This is a genomic window from Sphaerisporangium sp. NBC_01403 (assembly GCF_045040145.1).
Classification (GTDB): Bacteria; Actinomycetota; Actinomycetes; order Streptosporangiales; family Streptosporangiaceae; genus Sphaerisporangium; species Sphaerisporangium viridialbum.
In genome coordinates this window covers 8,628,940-8,650,092 of record NZ_CP109534.1, presented here as the reverse complement: position 1 = coordinate 8,650,092, position 21,153 = coordinate 8,628,940, and the positions used below count along the sequence as shown (strand labels likewise).

Sequence of the window (21,153 nt, the reverse complement as noted above, 5' to 3'; positions counted from 1 at the left end):
CTCGCGAAGGAAGAGATAGATGAGCACCAAGGACTACCTGGAAAAGGACTATTACGCGGTCCTTGGTGTGTCGAAGACCGCCACCGCCGAAGAGATCAAGAAGGCGTACCGGAGACTGGCCAGGAAGTACCACCCGGACGCCAACCAGGGCAACACCGAGACCGAGGCCAAGTTCAAGCAGGTCTCGGAGGCCTATGACGTCCTCTCCGACACCAAGCGCCGCAAGGAGTACGACGAGGCGCGCGCGCTGTTCGGGTCGGGTCTCGGCGGGTACGCGGGGGGCGGCGCCCCCCGCGGCGGCGGTGGCGGTTTCCCGTTCGAGTTCGGCGACCTCTTCGGAGGCACCGCGCAGGGCGGAGGCACGGGCGAGCGCATCGGCGACCTGTTCGGCGGCCTGTTCAACCGCGGCGGGCGTCCCAGCTCCACCACCGCGACCAGCCGCCCCCGCCGAGGGCAGGACATCGAGTCCGAGGTCACGCTGTCCTTCACCGAGGCCGTGGACGGCACCACGGTCGCGCTCCGGCTCACCAGCTCCTCGGCCTGCACGGCCTGTCACGGCACGGGGGCCAAGGCCGGCACGACCCCGAGGGTCTGCCCGACCTGTGAGGGCACCGGGGCCGCCAGCCGCAACCTCGGCAACTTCGCCTTCTCCGAGCCGTGCCGCGACTGCAAGGGCCGAGGGCTGCTCGTCGACGACCCCTGCCCGGTGTGCGAGGGCAGCGGGCGTGGCAAGAGCACCCGCACGCTCCAGGCGCGCATCCCCGCCGGGGTGGCCGACGGCCAGCGCATCCGGCTCAAGGCCAAGGGCGCGCCCGGCGAGAACGGCGGGCCGGCCGGCGACCTGTACGTCCAGATCCACGTGAAACCGCACACCATCTTCGGCCGCTCGGGCGACAACCTGACCATCACGGTGCCGGTCACCTTCACGGAGGCGGCTCTCGGCGCCGAGATCAGGGTGCCGATCCTGCAGGGCATGCCGGTGACCCTGAGGATCCCCGAGGGCACGCCCAACGGCCGCACATTCCGCGTGCGCGGCCGGGGTGTCACCCGCAAGGACGGCACCAAGGGTGATCTGCTCGTCACCGTGGAGGTCGCGGTGCCCCAGCACCTCGACGACAAGGAAAGATCCGCCCTGGAGGAGTTCCGGTCGGTCTCCGACTCGGCAGACCCCCGGGCCGACCTGCTCAAACAGGCAAGTAGCGAGTAGCCCGAAGGGAGGCGACGCCGATGGACGCCAACTACTTCGACCTGTCCGACGACACTCCCGTGTACGTCATCTCGGTCGCCGCCCAGCTTTCCGGGCTGCATCCGCAGACACTCCGGCAGTACGACCGTCTCGGCCTGGTCAGCCCAGGCCGTACGGCCGGCCGTGGCCGGCTCTACTCCACGCGCGACATAGTGATGCTGCGCGAGGTCCAGCGGCTCTCCCAGGAGGAGGGCATCAACCTCGCGGGCATCAAGCGCATCCTGGCCCTCGAGACCGAGAACCTCCGCATGCGCGAGGAGCTCAGCCGCCTGCGGGGCGAGATGACGATGATCAGAGCACTGATCCAGTACCAGCTTCCCCCCGCGTGAGGGCACCCACGCCGAGCCCCCGGGCGCGTCCCGCGCCGGGGTCTGCGGCGCACATATAGCGAAGCGGCGCGGCACCGGCCGCCCGGCGAGCACCCGGCCGGCCGCCATGCGAGAAAGGCGAGGAACCGTGGACTACAAGCTGACGCGTAAGAGCCAGGACGCCCTGTCGGGGGCCATCCGGCGCGCCGCCGCCGAGGGTCACCCCGAGGTCTCCCCGGCCCATCTGTTCACCAGCCTCCTCGCCCAGAACGACGGCACCGCCGTGCACCTGCTGGAGGCCGTCGGCGCCGACTGGAAGCGCCTGCGCACCGAGGCCGAGCAGCAGCTCGAACTGCTGCCGAAGGCCCAGGGCGCAACGGTCAGCGCCCCGTCCAGCTCGCGCCAGCTGCTGGTCGCGCTCAACACCGCGGCGGCCCGCGCCAAGCAGTTGGAGGACGAGTACGTCTCCACCGAGCACCTGCTGGTCGGCCTCGCCACCGACGGCGGCCAGATCGCCGAGCTGCTCAAGGCGCAGGGCGCCACCCCGAGCGCGCTGCTGGACGCCTTCGAGAAGGTCCGCGGCCACGCCCGGGTCACCAGCGAGAGCCCGGAGGACACCTACCGCGCGCTGGAGAAGTACGGCGTCGACCTCACCGAGCAGGCGCGGGCCGGCAAGCTCGACCCGGTCATCGGCCGCGACAACGAGATCCGCCGCGTCGTCCAGGTGCTGAGCCGCAGGACCAAGAACAACCCCGTGCTGATCGGGGAGCCGGGCGTCGGCAAGACCGCCGTGGTCGACGGCCTAGCCCAGCGCATCGTGGCCGGCGACGTCCCCGAGAGCCTGCGAGACAAGCGCCTGGTCTCGCTCGACCTCGGCGCGATGGTCGCGGGCGCGAAGTTCCGCGGTGAGTTCGAGGAGCGGCTCAAGGCCGTGCTCAACGAGATCAAGGAGAGCGACGGCCAGGTCGTCACCTTCATCGACGAGCTGCACACCATGGTCGGCGCGGGCGCCGCCGAGGGCGCGATGGACGCCGGCAACATGCTCAAGCCCATGCTGGCCAGGGGCGAGCTGCGCATGATCGGCGCGACCACCCTCGACGAGTACCGCGAGCGCATCGAGAAGGACCCCGCCCTGGAGCGGCGCTTCCAGCAGATCTACGTCGGCGAGCCCACGGTCGAGGACACCATCGCGATCCTGCGCGGCCTCAAGGGGCGCTACGAGGCACACCACAAGGTGCAGATCTCCGACGGCGCCCTGGTGGCCGCCGCCACGCTCTCCGACCGCTACATCACCGCGCGCTTCCTGCCCGACAAGGCGATCGACCTCGTCGACGAGGCCGCCAGCCGCCTCCGCATGGAGATCGACTCACGCCCCGTGGAGATCGACGAGCTGCAGCGGGCCGTCGACCGGCTCAAGATGGAGGAGCTCGCCCTCACCAAGGAGACCGACGAGGCCAGCATCCAGCGCCTGGAGAAGCTCCACAAGGAGCTCGGCGACCGCCAGGAGGACCTCGACGCCCTCGTGGTCCGCTGGCAGAAGGAGAAGGCCGGGCTCAACCGCGTGGGCGAGCTGAAGAAGCAGCTCGACGAGGCCAGGTCGGCGGCCGAGCGCGCCCAGCGCGACGGCGACTTCGAGGCGGCCTCCCGCATGATGTACGGCGACGTGCCTCGCCTGGAGAAGGAGCTGGAAGAGGCCAGCGCCCAGGCCCAGCCCGAGGACCCCATGGTCAAGGAGGAGGTCGGCGCCGACGACATCGCCCAGGTGATCTCCGCGTGGACCGGCATCCCCGCCGGGCGCCTCCTGGAGGGCGAGACGGCCAAGCTGCTCCGCATGGAGGACGAGCTGGGCCGCAGGCTCGTCGGGCAGCGCGAGGCCGTGCAGGCAGTCTCGGACGCCGTGCGGCGCGCGCGGGCGGGCGTGGCCGACCCCGACCGGCCGACCGGCTCGTTCCTGTTCCTCGGTCCCACCGGCGTCGGCAAGACCGAGCTGGCCAAGGCCCTCGCGGAGTTCCTGTTCGACGACGAGCGCGCCATGACCCGCATCGACATGAGCGAGTACGGCGAGAAGCACAGCGTGGCCCGCCTGGTCGGCGCCCCGCCCGGCTACGTCGGGTACGAGGAGGGCGGCCAGCTCACCGAGGCGGTGCGCCGCCGGGCGTACACCGTGGTGCTCCTCGACGAGATCGAGAAGGCCCACCCCGAGGTGTTCGACATCCTGCTCCAGGTGCTCGACGACGGGCGGCTCACCGACGGGCAGGGCCGCACGGTCGACTTCCGCAACACGATCCTGATCCTGACCTCCAACATCGGCTCGCAGTACCTCGTCGACCCCACGCTCGACACACCGGTCAAGCGCGACAAGGTCATGCAGGCGGTCAGGGGCTCCTTCAAGCCGGAGTTCCTGAACCGGCTCGACGACGTGATCCTCTTCGACGCGCTCGGCTCCGAGGAGCTGTCCCAGATCGTCGAGCTGCAGGTGGCGAGGCTCGCGCGGCGGCTGTCCGACCGGCGGCTGACGCTGACCGTGACGCCCGCGGCCCGCGATTGGCTGGCTCTCACCGGCTACGACCCGATGTACGGCGCCCGGCCGCTGCGCCGGCTGGTGCAGTCCGCGATCGGCGACAAGCTCGCCAAGAGCCTGCTGTCGGGCGAGATCCACGACGGCGACGAGGTCACCGTCGATCTCGACGCCGCCGGAGACACCTTGACCGTGCGGGCCTCTCGGTAAGGAATTCGCCAGCATTGGGTTAACGACCCGCCGACGGCGAAGCTCCCTGACTACTTTCAGTCCTCGTCAAAGCACTGGAAGTAGTCAGGGAGTCTTCATGCGTACGTCACTCAGTATCCGCGGGGTCATCGCGGTGGCCGCGGTCACGGCGGGCGCCGGCTGGCTAGGGATGGGCAGCGCGCTCGCCGCGACGCCCGCCGAGAGCCGCCCGCTCACCTCCCCCGCGGACATCTCGCCGAACACCGTCAACGGGCTCAGGCTGCCGGCGCTGCGCGTGGCCGGTCGCGGCGGCTACGGCGACGGCGGCGACCTGATGCTCGGCATCGAGCAGATCGGCCGGTCGTCCGGCATGCCCACCCGCACCACCACGGTGGTCGGCCTGACCGACCTCCCCGCCATCGTGCGGAGCACCGGACTCCCCCGCGTCATGAGGGGGCAGTACGTCTACGACGTGGCCCGCGGCAGGGACCTCTCGCACGTGCTCCGTCGCGAGGACCCGCCCGTCCCGGGCGATGACGCCGCGCTGAACACTCCGGGGCTGGACACTCCGGGGCTGGACACTCCGGGGCTGAACACTCCGGGGCTGAACACTCCGGGGCTGGACCCGGCGCCGGGCCTGAATTCCACGCCCGGCCTGGACTCCACGCCCGGCCTGGACTCCACGCCCGGCCTGGGCTCCGCGCCGGACGTCCTCATGCTGCCCGTCGAGCCGCAGACCCCCGTCCTCGTGGACCCGGGTAACGACGGCACCGTGGTCACCGCCGAGATCCCCTCCCTCGGCACGTCGCTCAGGGACCTGCGGGTCCGCTGACGCGCCCGCCTCAGGGCGGCCACCAGCGCCGTGCGGGCCGTGGCACTTGGGGGTCACGGCCCGTGCGGCCCTCACACGAAGACGGCCCTGCGGCCTTTGCGTTAAGGCGGGCCGTCTCGTGGGGCTCAGCGGGAGACGTCGAGGAGCGCGTCGATGTCGTCCTCAGGGAGGCCGAGGTCGACGCGGATGCGGTAGCGCGTACGCAGGAGCGCCTCGCGCGTGCCGCCGCCCGCGCCTTCGCCGGCGAGCACCCCCTCGGTGGCCCACTCGTGCGCCCGGTTGAGGTCGCCGTAGGCCAGCAGGGTCTCGGCGACGTGCAGGGCGGTGCTGGGATCGACCCGCCCGTCCGCCTTGATGGACTCGATCAGCTCCTGGGCCTCGGCGGGCCGGTCGAGCTCGAACAGGGTGTCGGCGATGCCGGCCCGTGGATCGACGCTCACCTCACCCCCGTCGTCCAGCGCCCGCTGGAAGCATTCGAGAGCCCTCGCCGGCTGGCCCGCCTGCCGCCACTCCTCGGCGGCCAGCACCAGGATCGCGGCACGGGACACCTCACCGGACGCGTAGCCGCGCGCCAGATCGTCGAGCCTCCCGGCGAGAGCCCCGTGATCGTCGTGCAGGAGCGCCTGTTCGAGCAGCCGATCAAGCTGCCCACGCGTCACATGTGCCACAAGACGAGATTACCGAGCGCCGCTCAACTATGCGCGGACAACAGCAGGCATTGCTCCGGTACTGATTCGCACATGTTTGACTACGCTCCGCGTGTCCCCCGAGACGAGCGGGCATATTCGCTCCGCCTGGAAGGTCACAAACGCCGTTCGAGGAGCTGCGATGGACATGTCCTGGCAGACGACCTTCACCCTCGCCTGTGCCGCCGTGCTCGCCGCGATCGTCCCGGGCACCCTCGGATACACCAGTGCCCGGCTGGAGACCGCCGCCCAGCAGCGCCAGGAGCTCGTCAGGTTACGAGCTGAGCTCCAGGCGGCCCGGCAGGTCGTCCAGCAGGTGTCCACGCCGTGCATGCCGCCGGTCGCCGGCCCTTCCGACGACCCGGCCCACCTGCCGCCGCAGGCGAAGTCGGAGAGGCACGTGGACCCGCCTCCCACCGGCGTGACGTCGCCCGAGCAGGAGACCGACCCGGCCATCGCGCCGCACGACCAGGAGTAGCCCCGCCTCACGGACACTCGCCGAGGACCTCGCGCAGCCGTACGGCGAACGCCTTCGGGTGGGTCGTGGGCCCGTTGTGCCCGCCGGGGAACTCCGCCACGGCGGTTCCGAGATGGCGGGCCAGCTCCTGGACGCACTGGAAGTCGAAGAACCCCCGCGAGGTCGTACGTCCCGCCGCCGGCACGACGCGGACCCGCGCGGCGCTCAGCGCGGCGACGTCCGCGACGCCCACCTCGCAGCGGCGCATCGCCGGGATGTCGTACGTGAAGAAGAATTTCATGTTGGCGATGCGCTCCCTGGAGAGCGGCGGAGGCAGCTCGACGTCGGGCTCCCTTCCCTCGGAGCCTGAGCCGGTGATCTCCGCCAGCTTCTTGAAGGCGGCGCCCCAGCCCTCGTCGCGGTAGGTCTCCTCCAGCTCGTCGAGGACGCGCTCCGTACCCTCCCGCGCGGGCTCGGGGAGGAGCCGGACCGCGGGAGGCTCGTGGGTGACCAGCGTGCCGATCTGGCGCGGGTGGCGGACGGTCAGCGTGAGCCCGACCAGGCCGCCGAAGCTGGAGCCGAACACGATCGCGGGCTCGGTGGTCAGCTCCGCCAGCAGGCGATGGGCGTCGTCGGCGTGCGTCTCCATCGTCAGCGGGGCCGCCGGGTCGTCGGGCCTGCTCCGCGACAGGCCCCGGCGGTCGTAGGTCACCACCGTGTAGTCGGCGGCGAGCCGCGTGACCAGGCCGCCCGTGCGCCCGGCGTCGCCCTCCCCGCCCTGCGACACCAGCAGGAGCGGCCCGGTCCCCCGCACCTCGTAGTAGATGCGGGCACCGGGCACGGCCAGCATGTCGTTCTTCATAACGCTCATCGGTTTCCTCCCCTGCGGGGGATACCCACCGTCAGCCGCCCCTGCCCGCACGCCACTGGTCGAGCGCCGCCACCACCCGCGCGACCTCCCCGGGAAACGCCCGCCCCTTCGCGAGCATCCACAACGCACCCTGCATCCGCCGCGCCCGGAGGAACAACTGGAGCCCCGGGTCGTCCGGGTCCGCACCGTACTCCCGGAGGGCCTCCGGCCCGTCGAGCAGCCCCGTCTTCACCAGGCATGCGAGGTCCCAGCCGACGGGGCCCGAACAGGTCTCCTCGAAGTCGATCCAGAGCGGTCCGCGGGCGGTGGCGAGGAGATTCCCCGGGTGGGCGTCACCGTGAAGGGCCTGCGCGGGACCGGGCGCGCCGCGCAGTTCGGCGCCCAGCCGATCGAGGTCGTCGCGCAGCCCGGCGAGCGTCCCGGCGTCGACACCCGGCAGCGGGGCCAGGCGGTCGAGCAGGCAGGCCGTCTCGTCCAGCGCCGGGCCGAGATAAGGCAGCTCACCGGGATACTCGCGAAGGACCTCGTGCAGCTCCGCCAGGGCCCGGCCCACGTCCGCGGGCTTGTAGCGCCGGTCGCCGTCGTGCTCGGCGTAGGTCCAGAAGGACACCGCGTAGCCGTCCTGCTCGAAGGGCCCCGGCGGCAGCAGATCACTCACTGGGACGACCGGCACCCCGCGCTCGTACAGGAAGGAGACGACGGACACCTCGCGCGCCAGCGCCTCTGCGGGGCGGGGGCGGCCGAGCGCTGTGACCGTGGGGACGCGCGCCACGATCGGCGCGGGACGCAGGTGGACCCGGATGCTGAACGAGTCCTTCAGCACCACCGGATCGGCGACGCGCACCCCGTGGCGCGCGGCGACCGACACGGCGGCGGCGACGGCGGGCCTCACGCGAACATTGTGGCCCATCGGGCGTGGCGGGGGTTCAGGTCAGGTCTTTGGCGGGGCCGCGCCGCAGCAGGGGGATCAGCACGGACGCCAGGGCGAGGTGCATCAGGGACAGCGTTCGCCAACGCCTTCAAGCGGGAGTACGGCACAGCCCCCGGCAAGTACCGCCGCCAGGGGCGACCCGAGCCGGCGCCGGCAGGCTCATAGCCGGCCGGCCGGGCCGGCGTGGGAGGCGGCGGACGCCTGGGGGTCCGCGGGGCTCTCCGACGTCGTGGCCTGTGGCTGGTCCTCGGAGGTGCGGCGACCCTTGAGGCCCGACTGCGTGCGGCGGAGCTGGCTCGAAAGGTATTCGCGGATCAGCCGCTTGGCCTCGTCGACCAGCGGCGGCCATCCCATCGGGTCGCGGCGGAACGCCAGCGCGAGCACCGCGCCACCCGCCTCGACCGCGACGGTGAGGCTCAGGTCGAGCTCCTCGCTGTCGGCCATGCCGAACTCCGCGAGGAGCAGGCCGCGGAGCCGACCGGCGATCACGGTGTTGTTCTCCGAGACCGAGTCGAGCAGGTTGAGGTCGACGGCGTCGCCGAAGCGCAGCGAGCGGAAGCCTGGAACGGTCCTGTGCATGTCGACGTACTCGCCGATGATGGCGTCGACCGCGTGCCACCAGCCCGGGTAGTCCTCGGTCATGAAGCGCCTGCCGACGCGGGCGATGAACAGCTCCACATTGCGCTGGGTGAGCGCCTGGGTGATCGCCCGCTTGTCGGGGAAGAACTGGTAAACGGAGCCGATCGCGACGTCGGCCCGCTCGGCTATGCGCGTGGTCGAGAGGGCGTCGTAGCCGATCTCGTCGAGCAGCTCGGCGCACGCGTCGAGCATGCGCTCGACGCGCCGCGCACTGCGGCGCTGGGAGGGCTTGCGGCGCAGCGGAGGCTGTTCGTCGTCACAGTGGTCAGTGGGCGAGCTGGACACGGAATTCATATTGCCCCCTCGATGTCCAGCGGTCAGTCCTTCCCGGCCAGTCGTCCTATATCGGAAGCCGCAATTCGGGCGAGCCCCCGCATCAATCCCGGAGACAGGCGCGACAGCGCGTACCCTATCTTGCCCTCCGCGTTCACCGGCACGACCGCGGTGTCGCGGTGGACGGCCCGCAGGATGTGCGCCGCGACCCGCTCCGGCGGGTACGCGCGCCGCTGGAGCGCCGACTCGCTCAGCGACCGGTCTCCCCCTCGGTACGTCGCGTTGCTCGCGATCGCGGTGGAGACGAACCCCGGGCAGATCACGCTCACGCCGACGCCCTTGCCCGCCAGCTCGGCGCGCAGGCAGTCGCTGAGCATCTTCACCGCCGCCTTGGACGTCGAGTACGCGGGCAGCAGCCGCGACGGCATGAAGGCGGCGAGCGAGGCGACGTTGACGATGTGCCCGCCTTCCCCGCGCTCGACCATCTGCCGCCCGAACAGGCGGCATCCGTGGACGACGCCCCAGAGGTTGACGCCGATGGTCCGCTCCCAGTCGCCGAGCTCGTGGTCCAGGAAGGGGCCGGTGACGGCGATGCCCGCGTTGTTGACCACGATGTCAGGGACGCCGTGCCCGTCCCGCACGGCCTGGGCGAACCGTTCCATGTCCTCCGCGCGGGAGACGTCGACCTGGTGGGCGTGGGCGGTCCTGTAGAGGCGCTCGATCTCGGCGGCCGTACGGCGGGCGGCGTCGAGGTCGAGGTCCGCGCAGACCACCTCGGCGCCGTGGGCGGCGAAGGCGCGGGCCGTGGCCCTGCCGATGCCGCTTCCCGCTCCCGTGACCACCACGAGCCTGTCGTCGTACGGCCCGCGCACCCCGGCGACGCGCGCGCGCCGGAGCTCGCGGGAGGGCTCGGTGCCGTACTCGATGTGGCGGGCGAACTCGCCGATCATGCGGGCGACCGTCCCCGGGCTGCCGCGCTGCGCCCAGTGGCCGGCCGGGATCGTACGGTGCCACATGCGCGGCACCCAGCGGTGCAGGGACGCGAGCAGGCGCGCCGAGACGAACACGTCCTTCTCGGCCTCGATGAGCTGCAGCGGGACCTCGACGTACGGCTCGGGCACGACGTCGCGCGCGGTGAACATGTTCGCCCGGTAGAGGTTGACCCCGTTCGTCCCGTCCCGGACCAGCGTGTCCGCCGGGTGGCCGTCACGCGGCGCGATGCCTTCCGACAGCCGCATGACGCGGGCGAGCGCCCGGGGCATCACCGTGCGCCAGGCCAGCTCGGGCACCCCCGGCGCCTGGAACGCGGCCATGTACCAGGACCGCAGCGCCTGCCCGGCGACCTCGCGCCTGCCGGCGTTCCTCATGAAGTCGGCCCACTGGTGCAGGCCGGGACCCCCAAGGGACGTGAACGAGGCGAACCTGCGGGGGAACCGCCGCGCGGCCTCCCATCCCTGGATGGACCCCCAGTCGTGGCCGGCCAGGTGCACGGTGTCCTTGCCGATCGCGTCGAGCACGCCGGCGAGGTCGTCCACCAGGCGGTCGAGGGTGTAGCCGCGGGTGTCGCGCGGGGCCGACGAGCGGCCCGCTCCCCGCACGTCGTACCGGACGATGTGGAAGTCCGCCGCGAGCAGGCCGGCGACCTCGTCCCACACCCGGTGGGTGTCGGGGTACCCGTGGACGAGCAGCATCGTGGGCTTCGCCGGGTCACCCTCCTCGTAGAGCGCCAGCCGTACGTCGCCCGCCTCGATGAACCGCATACGCCCCACTCCACACCCTGGAAGGCTGTTGGACAACATGTCCAAAGCTAGGACGTGAAGGAAGCCCGCCTCAGGCCTTGGATTCCAGCCCCGCGCAGCTCCGCAGGGCCTTCCAGCTCGTCACGGCCTGCTGCTTGGCGGCGCCGGTCACCGGGATCGGGATGCCCCCGTTGATGCGCGCCGGAGTCCACTGGTCCTTGAGCACCTTCCTGCCGTTGATCGTCAAGGTCAGCACGCCGGTCGCGCCGGTCTCAGGGCCGGAGTTGTAGAAGACGAAGTTGCCCATGCCGTAGTTGACGTAGCGGCCCTGGAGGTAGCCGCTGCCGAGCAGGATGTGGGCGTGACCGCCGACGATCACGTCGGCACCCGCCGCGATCAGCTTGGGCGCGAGCGCGAGCTGCGCGGGGTTCGGGCACTTCTGCAGCTCGGTGCCCCAGTGGAGATGGACGATCACGGTGTCGGAGGTCCTGCGCGCCTGCTTGACTGCCTGGATGAGCCGCTCCTCGTTCTTGGCCGAGGCGAGGCCGCCCTGGGTGTTCGTGGCCGTCCACGCCTGGATGAACTCGGAGTCCAGCACCTGGGTGGCGCCGATGATGGCGACCCGGTTGCCGTTGACGGTCCTGCGGAACGGCTTGTACGCCTCCGCGGCGTTCTTGCCGATGCCGACGATCGGGAACTTCGAGGCGCGGATCGCCGCGAGGGAGTCGCGCAGCCCGCTCTGCATGTAGTCCATGCCGTGGTTGTTCGCCATGGAGGCGACGTCGACCCCGGCCGCCTTGAGCGCGGTGAGCGCGGCCGGAGGCGCGCGGAAGGTGAACTGCTTGCCCGGCGCGGGAGTGCCGCCCGTGGTGATGGCGGTCTCCAGGTTCACCATGGCCAGGTCGGACCGGCGCAGCACCGAGGAGATCGGGCCGAGGGCGGTGCGGGGGGCGGCGAGGCGGTTCCTGAGCACGCCCTCGAAGTGCACGTCACCACCGAAGGAGATGGTGAACGGCTTGCGCTGCGGTTTGTCCTTGGGGCCCGCCGACGCGGGGGCGGACGAACCGGTCTCCTTGGCCCCGGGGCCGGCCGACTCCGCGGCCGAGCACGCCGCGGCCGGCACGGCGGCGAACGAGGCCACCAGCGTGACGGCGGCGAAACGCCGGGCACGCGCTCCGGCGAGGGGGATCTTCGGCGGGTCGGGCAGGGCGGGCGTGACGGGGTGACTTCTCATCGCTCCAAGAGCATGCCATCTTCCGCCCGTAGATGGACACCGCCACCCCAGTCCGATCGACATTCGCCAAACTGGGAGGATTCCTTTACTTGAATGATTCAGGTTTAGCGCCTAAGGTGCAGGTCGTGGGTGATATCGAGCGACTTCGTGACGCCGGGCTGCGGGTGACAGCGGCCCGAGTCGCGATCATGCACACCGTTCGAGAGGGCGACCACCTCGATGTGGACGCCATCCATCGCGGTGTGCGCGACCGAGTGGGCCAGGTGTCCCTCCAGGCCGTCTACGACGGGCTGCACGCGTTACACCGAGCCGGGCTCCTCCACAAGATCGAGCCCATGGGCAGTCCCGCCCGCTACGAGGCCAGGGTGGGTGACAACCACCATCACCTCGTCTGCCGCCGGTGCGGCACGGTGACCGACGTCGACTGCGCGACCGGGGAGGCTCCTTGTCTCGATCCCGTGGACGCCGCCGGCTTCCTGGTCGAAGAGGCCGACGTGATCTATTGGGGCATCTGCCCCGGCTGCCGATCCCCAGGCGACTGACCGCCGCACCCAGCACTTCACACGGAGTTCAGGGCACCAGCCGTACTCCATCAATAGCCGTACTCCATCAATGACGACCCGGAGGACCGCGCGATGACCGACCGGCCCATCACCACTACGGACGCGGGCATTCCCGCGCCGAGCGACGAGTTCTCGCTCTCCGTTGGCCCCAACGGCCCCCTGCTGCTGCAGGACCACTACGTCATCCAGAAGATGGCCCAGTTCAACCGGGAACGGGTTCCCGAGCGCGTGGTGCACGCCAAGGGCGGCGGCGCACACGGCGTACTGCGGATCACCGAGGACATCAGCCAGTACACCAAGGCCAACCTGTTCCAGAAGGGGAAGGAAACCCCCCTCTTCATCCGCTTCTCCTCGGTGGCGGGCGAGCTCGGCAGCCCTGACACCCAGCGCGACCCGCGCGGCTTCGCGATCAAGTTCTACACCGACGAGGGCAACTACGACATCGTCGGAAACAACACCCCGATCTTCTTCATCCGCGACCCCTCGAAGTTCTCGGACTTCATCCACAGCCAGAAGCGGCGCGCGGACACCAACCTGCGCGACCACAACATGCAGTGGGACTTCTGGACTCTGTCCCCCGAGTCGGCCCACCAGGTCACGTTCCTCATGACCGACCGCGGCACGCCGACGAGCTGGCGGCACATGCACGGCTTCGGCTCGCACACGTTCCTCTGGTACAACGCGAGCGGCGAGAAGTACTGGGTGAAGTACCACTTCAAGACCGACCAGGGAGTGGAGAACTTCACCGACGCCGAGGCCGGCGCCGTGATCGCGCAGGACGCCGACCACCACATCCGCGACCTGCACACCGCGATCAAGAACGGCGACCACCCGTCCTGGACGGTCAACGTGCAGATCATGCCGTTCGAAGAGGCGGCGGACTACCGCTTCAACCCCTTCGACCTGACCAAGGTGTGGCCGCACGGCGACTACCCCGAGATCACGATCGGCAGGTTCACCCTCGACCGCAACCCGGAGAACTACTTCGCCGAGGTCGAGCAGGCCGCCTTCGAGCCGGCCAACCTCGTGCCGGGCATCGGCGCGTCGCCGGACAAGATGCTCCAGGGCCGGCTGTTCTCCTACCCCGACACCCACCGCTACCGCATCGGGGCGAACTACCTTCAGCTCCCGATCAACCAGCCCATGTCGCCCGTCCACAGCTACAACAAGGACGGCGCGATGCGCTACAGCAACCCCGGCGACCCGGTGTACGCGCCGAACACCGCCGGCGGCCCCGCGGCCGACCCGGCGTTCTTCGCCGGCGAGAACTACCAGGTGGCGGGCGAGATCATCCGTAGCGCCTACCAGAAGCACGCGGAGGACGACGACTTCGTCCAGCCGCGCGCCCTGTGGGAGAACGTCCTGTCCGACACCGACCGCTCCCACCTCGTGAGCAACATCGTCGGCCACGCCTCCGCCCCGGAGGTCACCGGCGACATGAAGAAGCGCGTCGTGGAGTACTGGACCAACGTCCACAAGGACCTCGGCGACAGCGTCGCCAACGGTCTGGGCGTTCTCTGACCGGTAGATGAGCGGCGGCCCGCCGGTACGAACCGTGCCGGCGGGCCTTTCGCCGTCCTGGGCCGTTTCCGGCCGCGAGAGGCCGGGCCGAAGGCTGCCACCTCGCGGCCCGGCGGGGGGTTGAGAACAGTTGAGAACACAGAATCCGAGAACCATCGAAGGGCGTCTCTGATCGCGGGACCACGGTACCAAGCCGGTCCTGAATTCTCAGGGTTTGCGGCCCACAATCGCCCTTCCATGCGATCGACATGCGCGGTAAAGATGGGTTTGTCCCTCGAAGCTCAGGAGGCAGACCATGCGTACGGCGCACCGCACGTGCCCGCTCTGTGAAGCTGTCTGCGGCCTCACGATCACCCTGGACGACGACGACCACGTGGTGGGAGTGCGAGGGGACGACGCGGACCCCTTCAGCAAAGGGTTCATCTGCCCAAAGGGCGCGAGCCTCGGCCGGCTCGACGAGGACCCCGACCGCCTGAGCGTGCCGCTGATCCGCGAGGGCGGCGAGTGGCGGGAGGCAAGCTGGGCGGAGGCCTTCGAGGCGGTCGAGCGCGGCCTCGCCGCCGTTCCCGGCCCCGCTCGCGGCGTCTACCTCGGCAACCCGAGCGCCCACACGATGGCGGGAGCGCTGTACGGCGCTCCGCTGATCCGCAGCCTCGGCACCCGGCAGGTCTACTCCGCCAGCACCGCCGACCAGATGCCCAAGCACGTGGCAGCGGGCCTGATGTTCGGCCACCCGCTCACGATCCCGGTGCCGGACCTCGACCGCACCGCGTACCTGCTCATGCTGGGCGCCAACCCGCTGGAGTCGAACGGCTCGCTCTGCACCGCTCCCGACTTCCCAGGACGCCTCAAGGCCCTGCGCAGGCGGGGAGGGCGCCTGGTCGTCGTCGACCCGCGCCGCACGCGCACGGCCGCGCTCGCGGACGAGCACGTCTTCATCCGCCCGGGAACGGACGCCTACCTGCTGATGGGCATCGCCCACACGCTCTTCGCCGAGAAGCTGACGAACGTGCGCGTGCCGGTGAACGGGCTGGCCGAGGTCGAGGCGGCGGTGGCGGCGTTCACCCCCGGGGCCTGCGCCGCCGCGTGCGGGGTGCCCGCCGAGCTGATCGTACGGCTGGCGCGCGAGCTGGCCGCCGCGCCCTCCGCCGCCGTGTACGGACGCATCGGCACGTGCACGGTGGAGTTCGGCACGATCGCGCAGTGGCTGGTCGACGTGGTGAACGTGCTGACCGGCAACCTCGACCGGCCAGGCGGCGCCATGTTCCCCCGTCCGGCCACCGAGGGCCCGCGCCGGCGCAAGCCGTACGCGATCGGGCGCTGGCACAGCCGCGTGCGCCACATGCCCGAGGCCAACGGCGAGCTGCCGGTGGCCACGCTGGCCGACGAGATCGAGACGCCCGGTGAGGGGCGCATCAGGGCGCTGATCACGGTCGCGGGCAACCCGGTGCTGTCGGCGCCGAACGGCTCGCGGCTCGACCGGGCGCTTGCCGGCCTGGACTTCATGGTCAGCGTCGACCCCTACCTGAACGAGACGACGCGGCACGCCCACGTCATCCTGCCTCCGCCGCGCGTGACGCAGGCGGGGCACTACGACTTCGCGCTGCTGGGCTTCGCCGTGCGCGACTACACGCGCTACTCGCCGCCCGTGGTCTCCCTGGAGCCGGGACGGCCCACCGAGGCGGTCATACTCGCGCGGCTCGCCATGATCGCGTCCGGGCAGGGCGCGGGCGCCGACCCCTCCGCCCTGGACGAGCTGATCCTCGGCGAGATGCTCCGCAAGGCGACGGAAACGCCCGGGTCACCCGTCGAAGGGCGCGACCCGGCGGAGCTGCGAGCCCTGCTCACCGGCTCCAGCGGGGCCGAGCTCCGCCTCGACGCGATGCTGCGCCTCGGCCCGTACGGCGGCTGGGGCGGGGACGACGGCCATGACCTGTCCCTGGCGCGGCTGCTGGAGAGCCCGCACGGCATCGACCTCGGCCCGCTACGGCCCCGGCTCCCCGGCATCCTCAGCACCGCCTCAGGGGCCGTCGAGCTGGCCCCAGACCCGATCCTGGCCGACGTCGGACGGCTCCGCGAGGCGCTCGCGAGGGAGGCCGGCGGCTTCGTCCTCATCGGACGGCGGCACCTGCGCTCCAACAACAGCTGGATGCACAACGTCGCGCCGCTGGTGGGCGGCACCAACCGCTGCACGCTGCAGATCAACCCGCAGGACGCCGCCGAGCTGGGGCTGGCCGAGCAGGCGGTCGTACGGTCGGCGGCCGGCGAACTCACCGTACGGCTCGAACCGACGGACACGATCATGCGAGGGGTGGTGAGCCTGCCCCACGGCTGGGGCCACGCGGGCACCTCGCAGCTCGTGGCGGCCAAGAACGCCGGGGTGAGCGCCAACACGCTGACGGACGAGTCGATCGTGGATCCGCTGTCGGGAAACGCGGTGTTCAACGGGGTGCCGGTGACGCTCGCACCCGCCTGATCGGGGGTCAAGGCGCGGGCCTGGGCAAATCCGGGCGCTTCCGGTAATAGGCTGTGGCGCGTGACCACCGTGCCCGATAAGGAACGTCTGCTGGCCCAGGTCGGTTTCGCCGTGGAAATCGACAAGCTGAAGCGTGTGCTCCGCCGCAACACCCTGATGGACGGCTCCCGCAGGGAGAACGACGCCGAGCATTCGTGGTACCTCGGGATGCTGGCCATGGTCCTCGGCGAGCACGCGCCACCCGGCACCGACCTCGACCGCGTCTGCGCCATGCTGCTCGTGCACGACATCGTCGAGATCGACGCCGGCGACACCTTCATCTACGACCTCGCGGCGGTCGAGTTGCAGGAGAAGGCCGAGCGCGCCGCGGCGGACCGCATCTTCGGCCTGCTGCCCGAGGACCAGACCACCACACTGCGTGCCCTGTGGGAGGAGTTCGAGGAGCGGAAGACGCCCGAGGCGAGGTTCGCGAGGGCTCTCGACCGGCTGGCGCCGATGATGGCCAACCATCAGAACGAGGGTGGAAGCTGGGTGCGCCACGGGGTCACCGTCGATCAGGTGATGGAGAAAGTCGAGATCATCCGGGAGGGCTCAGCGGCCCTCGGCGACTACGCCGCCGAGATTGTCGAGCTGTCGGTGGCCCGCGGCCACCTGGCCCGGAGCCGCGCGTAGTCGCCTTCGCGGTGTTCTCTTCGGTTCTGGGGGGTAGGTCCCCTAGGGCGAGAGGGGGCGAAAGTGGAGGAAACTTCGAAGGCCGTCAACTCGCGACGCCGTACGCTCATGGAGTCCCTCGGCTTCGGCCGAATGTCCGTTCCGGTAGGCCTGACCGAACGCCTTGAGCACGTGAGGGCGCTCGACCGCGTGGTCGTGCCGGTGGCGAAGACGATCCGGCGCAGGCTCCCGTCCGGGAGCGCGCTCAGGGACATGCTGCACGGCGTGCCCACCGGGCATCCCCTGCACCCCCCGCTGGCGACGATCAGCCTGGGCTGCTGGACGGCGACGGCGGTGCTCGACCTCATCGACGTGGATCCCCGGGCGTCCCGGGCCGTGCTGGCCACGGGCATCGCCGGCGCCATCCCGGCCGCCGCCGCGGGCATCACCGACTGGTCGATGCTGCACCTGGAGCAGCAGAGGGTGGGATTCGTCCACGCCATGGTCAACCTGGCGGCGCTCGGGCTCTACTCGGGGTCGCTCATGATGCGGCTGTCCGGGAGGCACCAGGCGGGGCGCGCGCTGGCGTTCGCCGGCCTCGGCGCCGCGGGCCTGGGCGGCTACCTCGGCGGGCACCTGGCCTACCGCATGGCGGCCGGGCCGACCCACGCGGAGCCGACGACGCACCTCGTGCCGCTCGGCTGGCATGACCTGTGCCGCTTGTGGGACCTGCCCGACGGGCGTCCGGTCTCGCGCCGGCTGGGCTACATCAACCTCTTCGTCCTGCGGCACGGTGCCCAGGTGAAGGTCCTCGCCGACCGCTGCTCGCACCTCGCGGGCCCGCTGCACCAGGGGCGGCTGAAGCTGGAGAACGACGAGGCCTGCGTCGTCTGCCCGTGGCACGGCAGCACGTTCCGCCTGGAGGACGGCGCCGTGGTGCACGGGCCCGCCACCGCGCCCCAGCCGGCCTTCGAGGTCAACATCAGGGGCGACGGCATCGTCCAGGTCCGTCCGCGCGAGGTCTGAGGCTCATTCGTCCTCGCGGTCGGCGGCCGGGTACTCGACGAGGGCGAGGATGCGGCTCGCCATGAAGCGGGCGGTCCGCACGGCCGTACCGCTCCTGGTCACCTCGCTGACCTCCACGAGGCCTCTCCGGGTGGCGACGTCGACCCGCCGCCCGGCCTTCGTCGCCACGACCTCGTACGTGCGCGGAGCATCGCCCGCGTCTATGACGATCTCGACCCGGTCACCCTTCATGTCCAGATAAATACCCACTTGTGGGTGTGGTCAGCCGTACACCAGTTTGATAATCGCGACGATGCCGACGCACACGATCAGGCCGCGCAGCACCAGGGCGGGCAGCCTGCGGCCGACGCGCGCGCCGAGGAACCCGCCGACCAGCGAGCCCAGCGAGACCAGGAGCACGGCCCACCAGTCGACGGGCGCGATCAGCGCGAACAGGATGGCCGCCGTGCCGTTGACCACCAGCGACAGCACGTTCTTCGCGGCGTTGACGCGTTGCAGGTGCTCGTCCAGGAAGATGCCGAGCAGCCCGATCAGCACCACTCCCTGCGCGGCGCCGAAGTAGCCGCCGTAGACCCCCGCTCCGAACACGCCGAGCCAGAGCCACGGCCCGCCGTGCGGGTGGGGGCTGTCCTGCCGCTTGGAGAGCCAGGCGTTGAGCCGGGGCTGCGCGACGACCAGCACACAGGCGAGCGCGATCAGGATGGGGACGATCACCTGGAAGGCCTTGGCGGGCAGGGAGAGCAGGAGCAGGCCTCCCGCGAGCGACCCGACCATCGAGCCCACGGCGAGCCGCAGCAGCCGCTCTCGCTGGCCCTTGAGCTCGGCCCGGTAGCCCAGCACGCCGGTGACGTTGCCCGCCACGAGCCCGACGTTGTTGGACACGTTCGCGACGATCGGCGGATACCCGAGCGCGAGCAACGTCGGGAACGTGATCAGCGAACCCGACCCGACCACGGCGTTGATGCCCCCGGCCGCGAACCCGGCCGCGAGGACCGCGACCACCTCCCACGGTGTCAACATGCCACCTTTCGTACGGCTTCGCCCGATGGTAGGCGGCACCCGTACCCAGCCGGCGGGGAGGGGTCACACCGGACGGCCCACCGGGCGCTCACCGGGCGGGAGGGCCCTCCTTGGGCTGGGAGAAGAGACCGCCCAGGCTCTCAAGGGCCTTGCCCATCTCGGAGGGCACGATCCAGAGCTTGTTGGCGTCGCCCTTGGCGATCTCGGGAAGCGTCTGGAGGTACTGGTAGGCGAGCAACTGCTGGTCGGGGTTTCCCTCGTGGATGGCCCGGAACACCATCGCGATGGCGTCCGCCTGGCCCTTGGCCCGCATGGCCTGGGCCTCGGCGTCGGCCTGCGCGCGCAGCACGGCGGCCTCGGCCTCCCCGCGCGCCCTGAGGACGGCGGCCTGCCGCTCGCCCTCCGCCGTGAGGATCGCCGACTGCTTCTGCCCCTCGGCCGACAGGATGGAGGCGCGCTTGTCGCGGTCGGCCCGCATCTGCTTCTCCATGGAGTCCTGGATGGAGGCAGGCGGGTCGATGGCCTTGAGCTCGACGCGGTTGACCCGGATGCCCCACCTGCCGGTGGCCTCGTCGAGCACCCCGCGCAGCTCGGAGTTGATCTCCTCGCGGGAGGTCAGCGTGCGCTCGAGATCCATGCCGCCGACGACGTTGCGCAGGGTGGTGACCGTGAGCTGCTCGACGCCGGTGAGGAAATTCGCGATCTCGTACGTCGCGGCCTTGGGGTCGGTCACCTGGAAATAGATCACCGTGTCGATCGACACGACGAGGTTGTCGGAGGTGATGACCGGCTGCGGGGGGAAGGAGACGACCTGTTCTCGCAGGTCGACGGTGGTCTTGACCCCGTCGATGAAAGGCACGACGATGTTCAGCCCCGGGGTGAGCGTGCGGTGATAACGCCCGAGCCGCTCGATGATGTACGCCTGTGCCTGCGGCACGATGCGAATGGTGCGATATAAAGCGAACCCCGCGATGGCCACCACGATCATGGCGACGACAAGTTGTGTCATGAGCCACTCCGACCCGACGAATCCGATGAGCCCCCGGCCGGAATGATATTTGGTTTGGCCTTTACTTGTTCGATAACCACGCGGGTGAATCGGCTCGAATCGAAAATCATCCGCCCGCGTGGCCGATTTACCCGATCACCCCGGAAGCGCGCGGGCGTACCACCGGCCGTCCGCGCTGCGCTCAAGGCTCAGGGGCACGCCGAAGGTGCGAGAGAGGTTGTCGGCGGTCATGACGTACTCGATCGGGCCCTGGGCCACCACGGACCCGTGGCGGAGCAGCAGCACGTGCGTGAACCCGCTCGGCACCTCCTCCACGTGGTGGGTGACCAGCACCATGGTCGGGGCCTTGGCGTCGTAGGCGAGCGCCGACAGGCGGCGCACGAGGTCCTCACGGCCGCCGAGGTCGAGCCCGGCCGCCGGCTCGTCGAGCAGCAGCAGCTCGGGGTCGGGCATGAGGGCCCGCGCGATCTGGACGCGCTTGCGCTCGCCCTCGGACAGCGTGCCGAACTTCCGCCGGATCAGATGGGCGCAGCCGAGCTGGTCGATGAGCTCCACCGCGCGCGTGACGTCACCCGAGTCGTACTCCTCGTTCCAGCGGCCGAGGATGGCGTACGACGCGGTGAGCACGAGGTCGATGACCTTCTCCTCCGGCGGCACCTTCTCGGCCAGCGCGGCGCTGGCGAGGCCGATGCGAGGCCGCAGGTCGAAGACGTCCGTCTGGCCGAGCCGCTCGCCGAGGATCTCCACCGAGCCCTCGCTGGGATAGAGAAGAGCCGCCGCGACCTGCAGCAGCGTCGTCTTCCCCGCCCCGTTGGGGCCGATCACGACCCAGCGCTCGTCCTCCTCGACGGTCCAGTCGATGCCCCGCAGCAGGGCCGCGCCATCTCTGCGGACGGCGACGTCCTGGAGCCGAAGCACCTGACCACCCATCCCGAATACCTCCTGACCTGTTCACCCGGATCAA

Annotated in this window: 19 protein-coding genes and 1 pseudogene; 10 read left to right on the top strand and 10 right to left on the bottom strand. The window is 70.7% G+C overall.

Annotation, left to right across the window (positions count from 1 at the left end; all coding sequences use genetic code 11):
- Positions 1–19: 19 nt before the first annotated feature.
- The 4 genes and pseudogenes from dnaJ (at position 20) to OG589_RS38915 (ending at position 5,093) form a co-directional block, all read left to right on the top strand.
- Positions 20–1,207, top strand: coding sequence for a molecular chaperone DnaJ (gene dnaJ, locus OG589_RS38930; RefSeq protein WP_405143578.1), 1,188 nt, complete (start codon positions 20–22; stop codon positions 1,205–1,207).
- A gap of 20 nt (positions 1,208–1,227) precedes the next feature.
- Positions 1,228–1,480: pseudogene (locus OG589_RS38925) on the top strand (heat shock protein transcriptional repressor HspR); the annotation flags it as partial.
- Between the two features lie 222 nt (positions 1,481–1,702).
- On the top strand, positions 1,703–4,282 hold the full coding sequence (gene clpB / locus OG589_RS38920; protein WP_405143577.1) for an ATP-dependent chaperone ClpB: 2,580 nt from the start codon (positions 1,703–1,705) through the stop codon (positions 4,280–4,282).
- 97 nt (positions 4,283–4,379) lie between these two features.
- Positions 4,380–5,093, top strand: coding sequence for a hypothetical protein (locus OG589_RS38915; protein WP_405143576.1), 714 nt, complete (start codon positions 4,380–4,382; stop codon positions 5,091–5,093).
- A gap of 125 nt (positions 5,094–5,218) precedes the next feature.
- Here the strand turns inward: OG589_RS38915 and OG589_RS38910 are convergent, their stop codons facing one another.
- The gene (locus OG589_RS38910; RefSeq protein ID WP_405143574.1) at positions 5,219–5,761 is read right to left on the bottom strand and encodes a tetratricopeptide repeat protein; all 543 of its coding nucleotides are present in this window, start codon (positions 5,759–5,761) and stop codon (positions 5,219–5,221) included.
- Positions 5,762–5,921: 160 nt separating this feature from the next.
- On the opposite strand from OG589_RS38910, the gene OG589_RS38905 reads away from it, so the two are divergent.
- A complete protein-coding gene (locus OG589_RS38905; protein WP_405143573.1) occupies positions 5,922–6,257 on the top strand; it encodes a hypothetical protein in 336 nt (111 codons plus the stop codon).
- A 7-nt stretch (positions 6,258–6,264) separates the two neighbouring features.
- On the opposite strand, the gene OG589_RS38900 is transcribed toward OG589_RS38905, so the two are convergent.
- The 5 genes from OG589_RS38900 to OG589_RS38880 all read right to left on the bottom strand — a co-directional run bounded on the left by OG589_RS38900 (position 6,265) and on the right by OG589_RS38880 (position 11,923).
- Positions 6,265–7,107, bottom strand: coding sequence for an alpha/beta fold hydrolase (locus OG589_RS38900; RefSeq protein WP_405143572.1), 843 nt, complete (start codon positions 7,105–7,107; stop codon positions 6,265–6,267).
- Between the two features lie 31 nt (positions 7,108–7,138).
- The gene (locus OG589_RS38895; RefSeq protein ID WP_405143570.1) at positions 7,139–7,999 is read right to left on the bottom strand and encodes a phosphotransferase; all 861 of its coding nucleotides are present in this window, start codon (positions 7,997–7,999) and stop codon (positions 7,139–7,141) included.
- Positions 8,000–8,197: 198 nt separating this feature from the next.
- Entirely contained in the window at positions 8,198–8,971 is a 774-nt protein-coding gene (locus OG589_RS38890; RefSeq protein ID WP_405143568.1) for a TetR/AcrR family transcriptional regulator, read from the bottom strand.
- A 23-nt stretch (positions 8,972–8,994) separates the two neighbouring features.
- The gene (locus OG589_RS38885) at positions 8,995–10,710 is read right to left on the bottom strand and encodes an SDR family oxidoreductase (RefSeq protein WP_405143567.1); all 1,716 of its coding nucleotides are present in this window, start codon (positions 10,708–10,710) and stop codon (positions 8,995–8,997) included.
- Between the two features lie 70 nt (positions 10,711–10,780).
- On the bottom strand, positions 10,781–11,923 hold the full coding sequence (locus tag OG589_RS38880; RefSeq protein WP_405143565.1) for a CapA family protein: 1,143 nt from the start codon (positions 11,921–11,923) through the stop codon (positions 10,781–10,783).
- A 125-nt stretch (positions 11,924–12,048) separates the two neighbouring features.
- On the opposite strand from OG589_RS38880, the gene OG589_RS38875 reads away from it, so the two are divergent.
- The 5 genes from OG589_RS38875 to OG589_RS38855 all read left to right on the top strand — a co-directional run bounded on the left by OG589_RS38875 (position 12,049) and on the right by OG589_RS38855 (position 18,160).
- Positions 12,049–12,465, top strand: a complete 417-nt coding sequence (locus tag OG589_RS38875; RefSeq protein ID WP_405143563.1) for a Fur family transcriptional regulator — start codon at positions 12,049–12,051, stop codon at positions 12,463–12,465.
- Positions 12,466–12,558: 93 nt separating this feature from the next.
- Positions 12,559–14,007 (top strand): catalase, encoded by a 1,449-nt coding sequence (locus tag OG589_RS38870; protein ID WP_405143561.1) that lies wholly within the window; start codon positions 12,559–12,561, stop codon positions 14,005–14,007.
- 295 nt (positions 14,008–14,302) lie between these two features.
- On the top strand, positions 14,303–16,483 hold the full coding sequence (locus OG589_RS38865; RefSeq protein ID WP_405143559.1) for a molybdopterin-dependent oxidoreductase: 2,181 nt from the start codon (positions 14,303–14,305) through the stop codon (positions 16,481–16,483).
- 60 nt (positions 16,484–16,543) lie between these two features.
- Positions 16,544–17,155 carry an HD family hydrolase gene (locus tag OG589_RS38860; RefSeq protein ID WP_405143557.1) on the top strand — a complete coding sequence of 204 codons (612 nt, stop codon included), beginning with the start codon at positions 16,544–16,546 and terminating at the stop codon, positions 17,153–17,155.
- Between the two features lie 63 nt (positions 17,156–17,218).
- Positions 17,219–18,160: a Rieske 2Fe-2S domain-containing protein gene (locus tag OG589_RS38855; protein WP_405143555.1), complete on the top strand. Its 942-nt coding sequence runs from the start codon at positions 17,219–17,221 to the stop codon at positions 18,158–18,160.
- Between the two features lie 3 nt (positions 18,161–18,163).
- Here OG589_RS38855 and OG589_RS38850 read toward each other — a convergent pair whose 3' ends face one another.
- From OG589_RS38850 to OG589_RS38835, 4 genes are all read right to left on the bottom strand, one after another.
- A complete protein-coding gene (locus OG589_RS38850) occupies positions 18,164–18,391 on the bottom strand; it encodes a hypothetical protein (RefSeq protein ID WP_405143553.1) in 228 nt (75 codons plus the stop codon).
- Positions 18,392–18,421: 30 nt separating this feature from the next.
- Positions 18,422–19,180 carry a sulfite exporter TauE/SafE family protein gene (locus OG589_RS38845; protein WP_405143551.1) on the bottom strand — a complete coding sequence of 253 codons (759 nt, stop codon included), beginning with the start codon at positions 19,178–19,180 and terminating at the stop codon, positions 18,422–18,424.
- 88 nt (positions 19,181–19,268) lie between these two features.
- Positions 19,269–20,189: an SPFH domain-containing protein gene (locus OG589_RS38840; protein ID WP_405143549.1), complete on the bottom strand. Its 921-nt coding sequence runs from the start codon at positions 20,187–20,189 to the stop codon at positions 19,269–19,271.
- A 135-nt stretch (positions 20,190–20,324) separates the two neighbouring features.
- The gene (locus tag OG589_RS38835) at positions 20,325–21,119 is read right to left on the bottom strand and encodes an ABC transporter ATP-binding protein (RefSeq protein WP_405143547.1); all 795 of its coding nucleotides are present in this window, start codon (positions 21,117–21,119) and stop codon (positions 20,325–20,327) included.
- Between the last annotated feature and the right edge of the window lie 34 nt (positions 21,120–21,153).

What these genes read in the sequence shown, in the direction of transcription:
- dnaJ (WP_405143578.1), top strand. Translation starts at nt 20, where the DNA reads ATGAGCACCAAGGACTACCTGGAAAAGGACTATTACGCGGTCCTTGGT.
- OG589_RS38915 (WP_405143576.1), top strand. Translation starts at nt 4,380, where the DNA reads ATGCGTACGTCACTCAGTATCCGCGGGGTCATCGCGGTGGCCGCGGTC.
- OG589_RS38905 (WP_405143573.1), top strand. Translation starts at nt 5,922, where the DNA reads ATGGACATGTCCTGGCAGACGACCTTCACCCTCGCCTGTGCCGCCGTG.
- OG589_RS38900 (WP_405143572.1), bottom strand. Translation starts at nt 7,107, where the DNA reads ATGAGCGTTATGAAGAACGACATGCTGGCCGTGCCCGGTGCCCGCATC.
- OG589_RS38890 (WP_405143568.1), bottom strand. Translation starts at nt 8,971, where the DNA reads ATGAATTCCGTGTCCAGCTCGCCCACTGACCACTGTGACGACGAACAG.
- OG589_RS38885 (WP_405143567.1), bottom strand. Translation starts at nt 10,710, where the DNA reads ATGCGGTTCATCGAGGCGGGCGACGTACGGCTGGCGCTCTACGAGGAG.
- OG589_RS38880 (WP_405143565.1), bottom strand. Translation starts at nt 11,923, where the DNA reads ATGAGAAGTCACCCCGTCACGCCCGCCCTGCCCGACCCGCCGAAGATC.
- OG589_RS38870 (WP_405143561.1), top strand. Translation starts at nt 12,559, where the DNA reads ATGACCGACCGGCCCATCACCACTACGGACGCGGGCATTCCCGCGCCG.
- OG589_RS38865 (WP_405143559.1), top strand. Translation starts at nt 14,303, where the DNA reads ATGCGTACGGCGCACCGCACGTGCCCGCTCTGTGAAGCTGTCTGCGGC.
- OG589_RS38850 (WP_405143553.1), bottom strand. Translation starts at nt 18,391, where the DNA reads ATGAAGGGTGACCGGGTCGAGATCGTCATAGACGCGGGCGATGCTCCG.
- OG589_RS38845 (WP_405143551.1), bottom strand. Translation starts at nt 19,180, where the DNA reads ATGTTGACACCGTGGGAGGTGGTCGCGGTCCTCGCGGCCGGGTTCGCG.
- OG589_RS38840 (WP_405143549.1), bottom strand. Translation starts at nt 20,189, where the DNA reads ATGACACAACTTGTCGTCGCCATGATCGTGGTGGCCATCGCGGGGTTC.
- OG589_RS38835 (WP_405143547.1), bottom strand. Translation starts at nt 21,119, where the DNA reads ATGGGTGGTCAGGTGCTTCGGCTCCAGGACGTCGCCGTCCGCAGAGAT.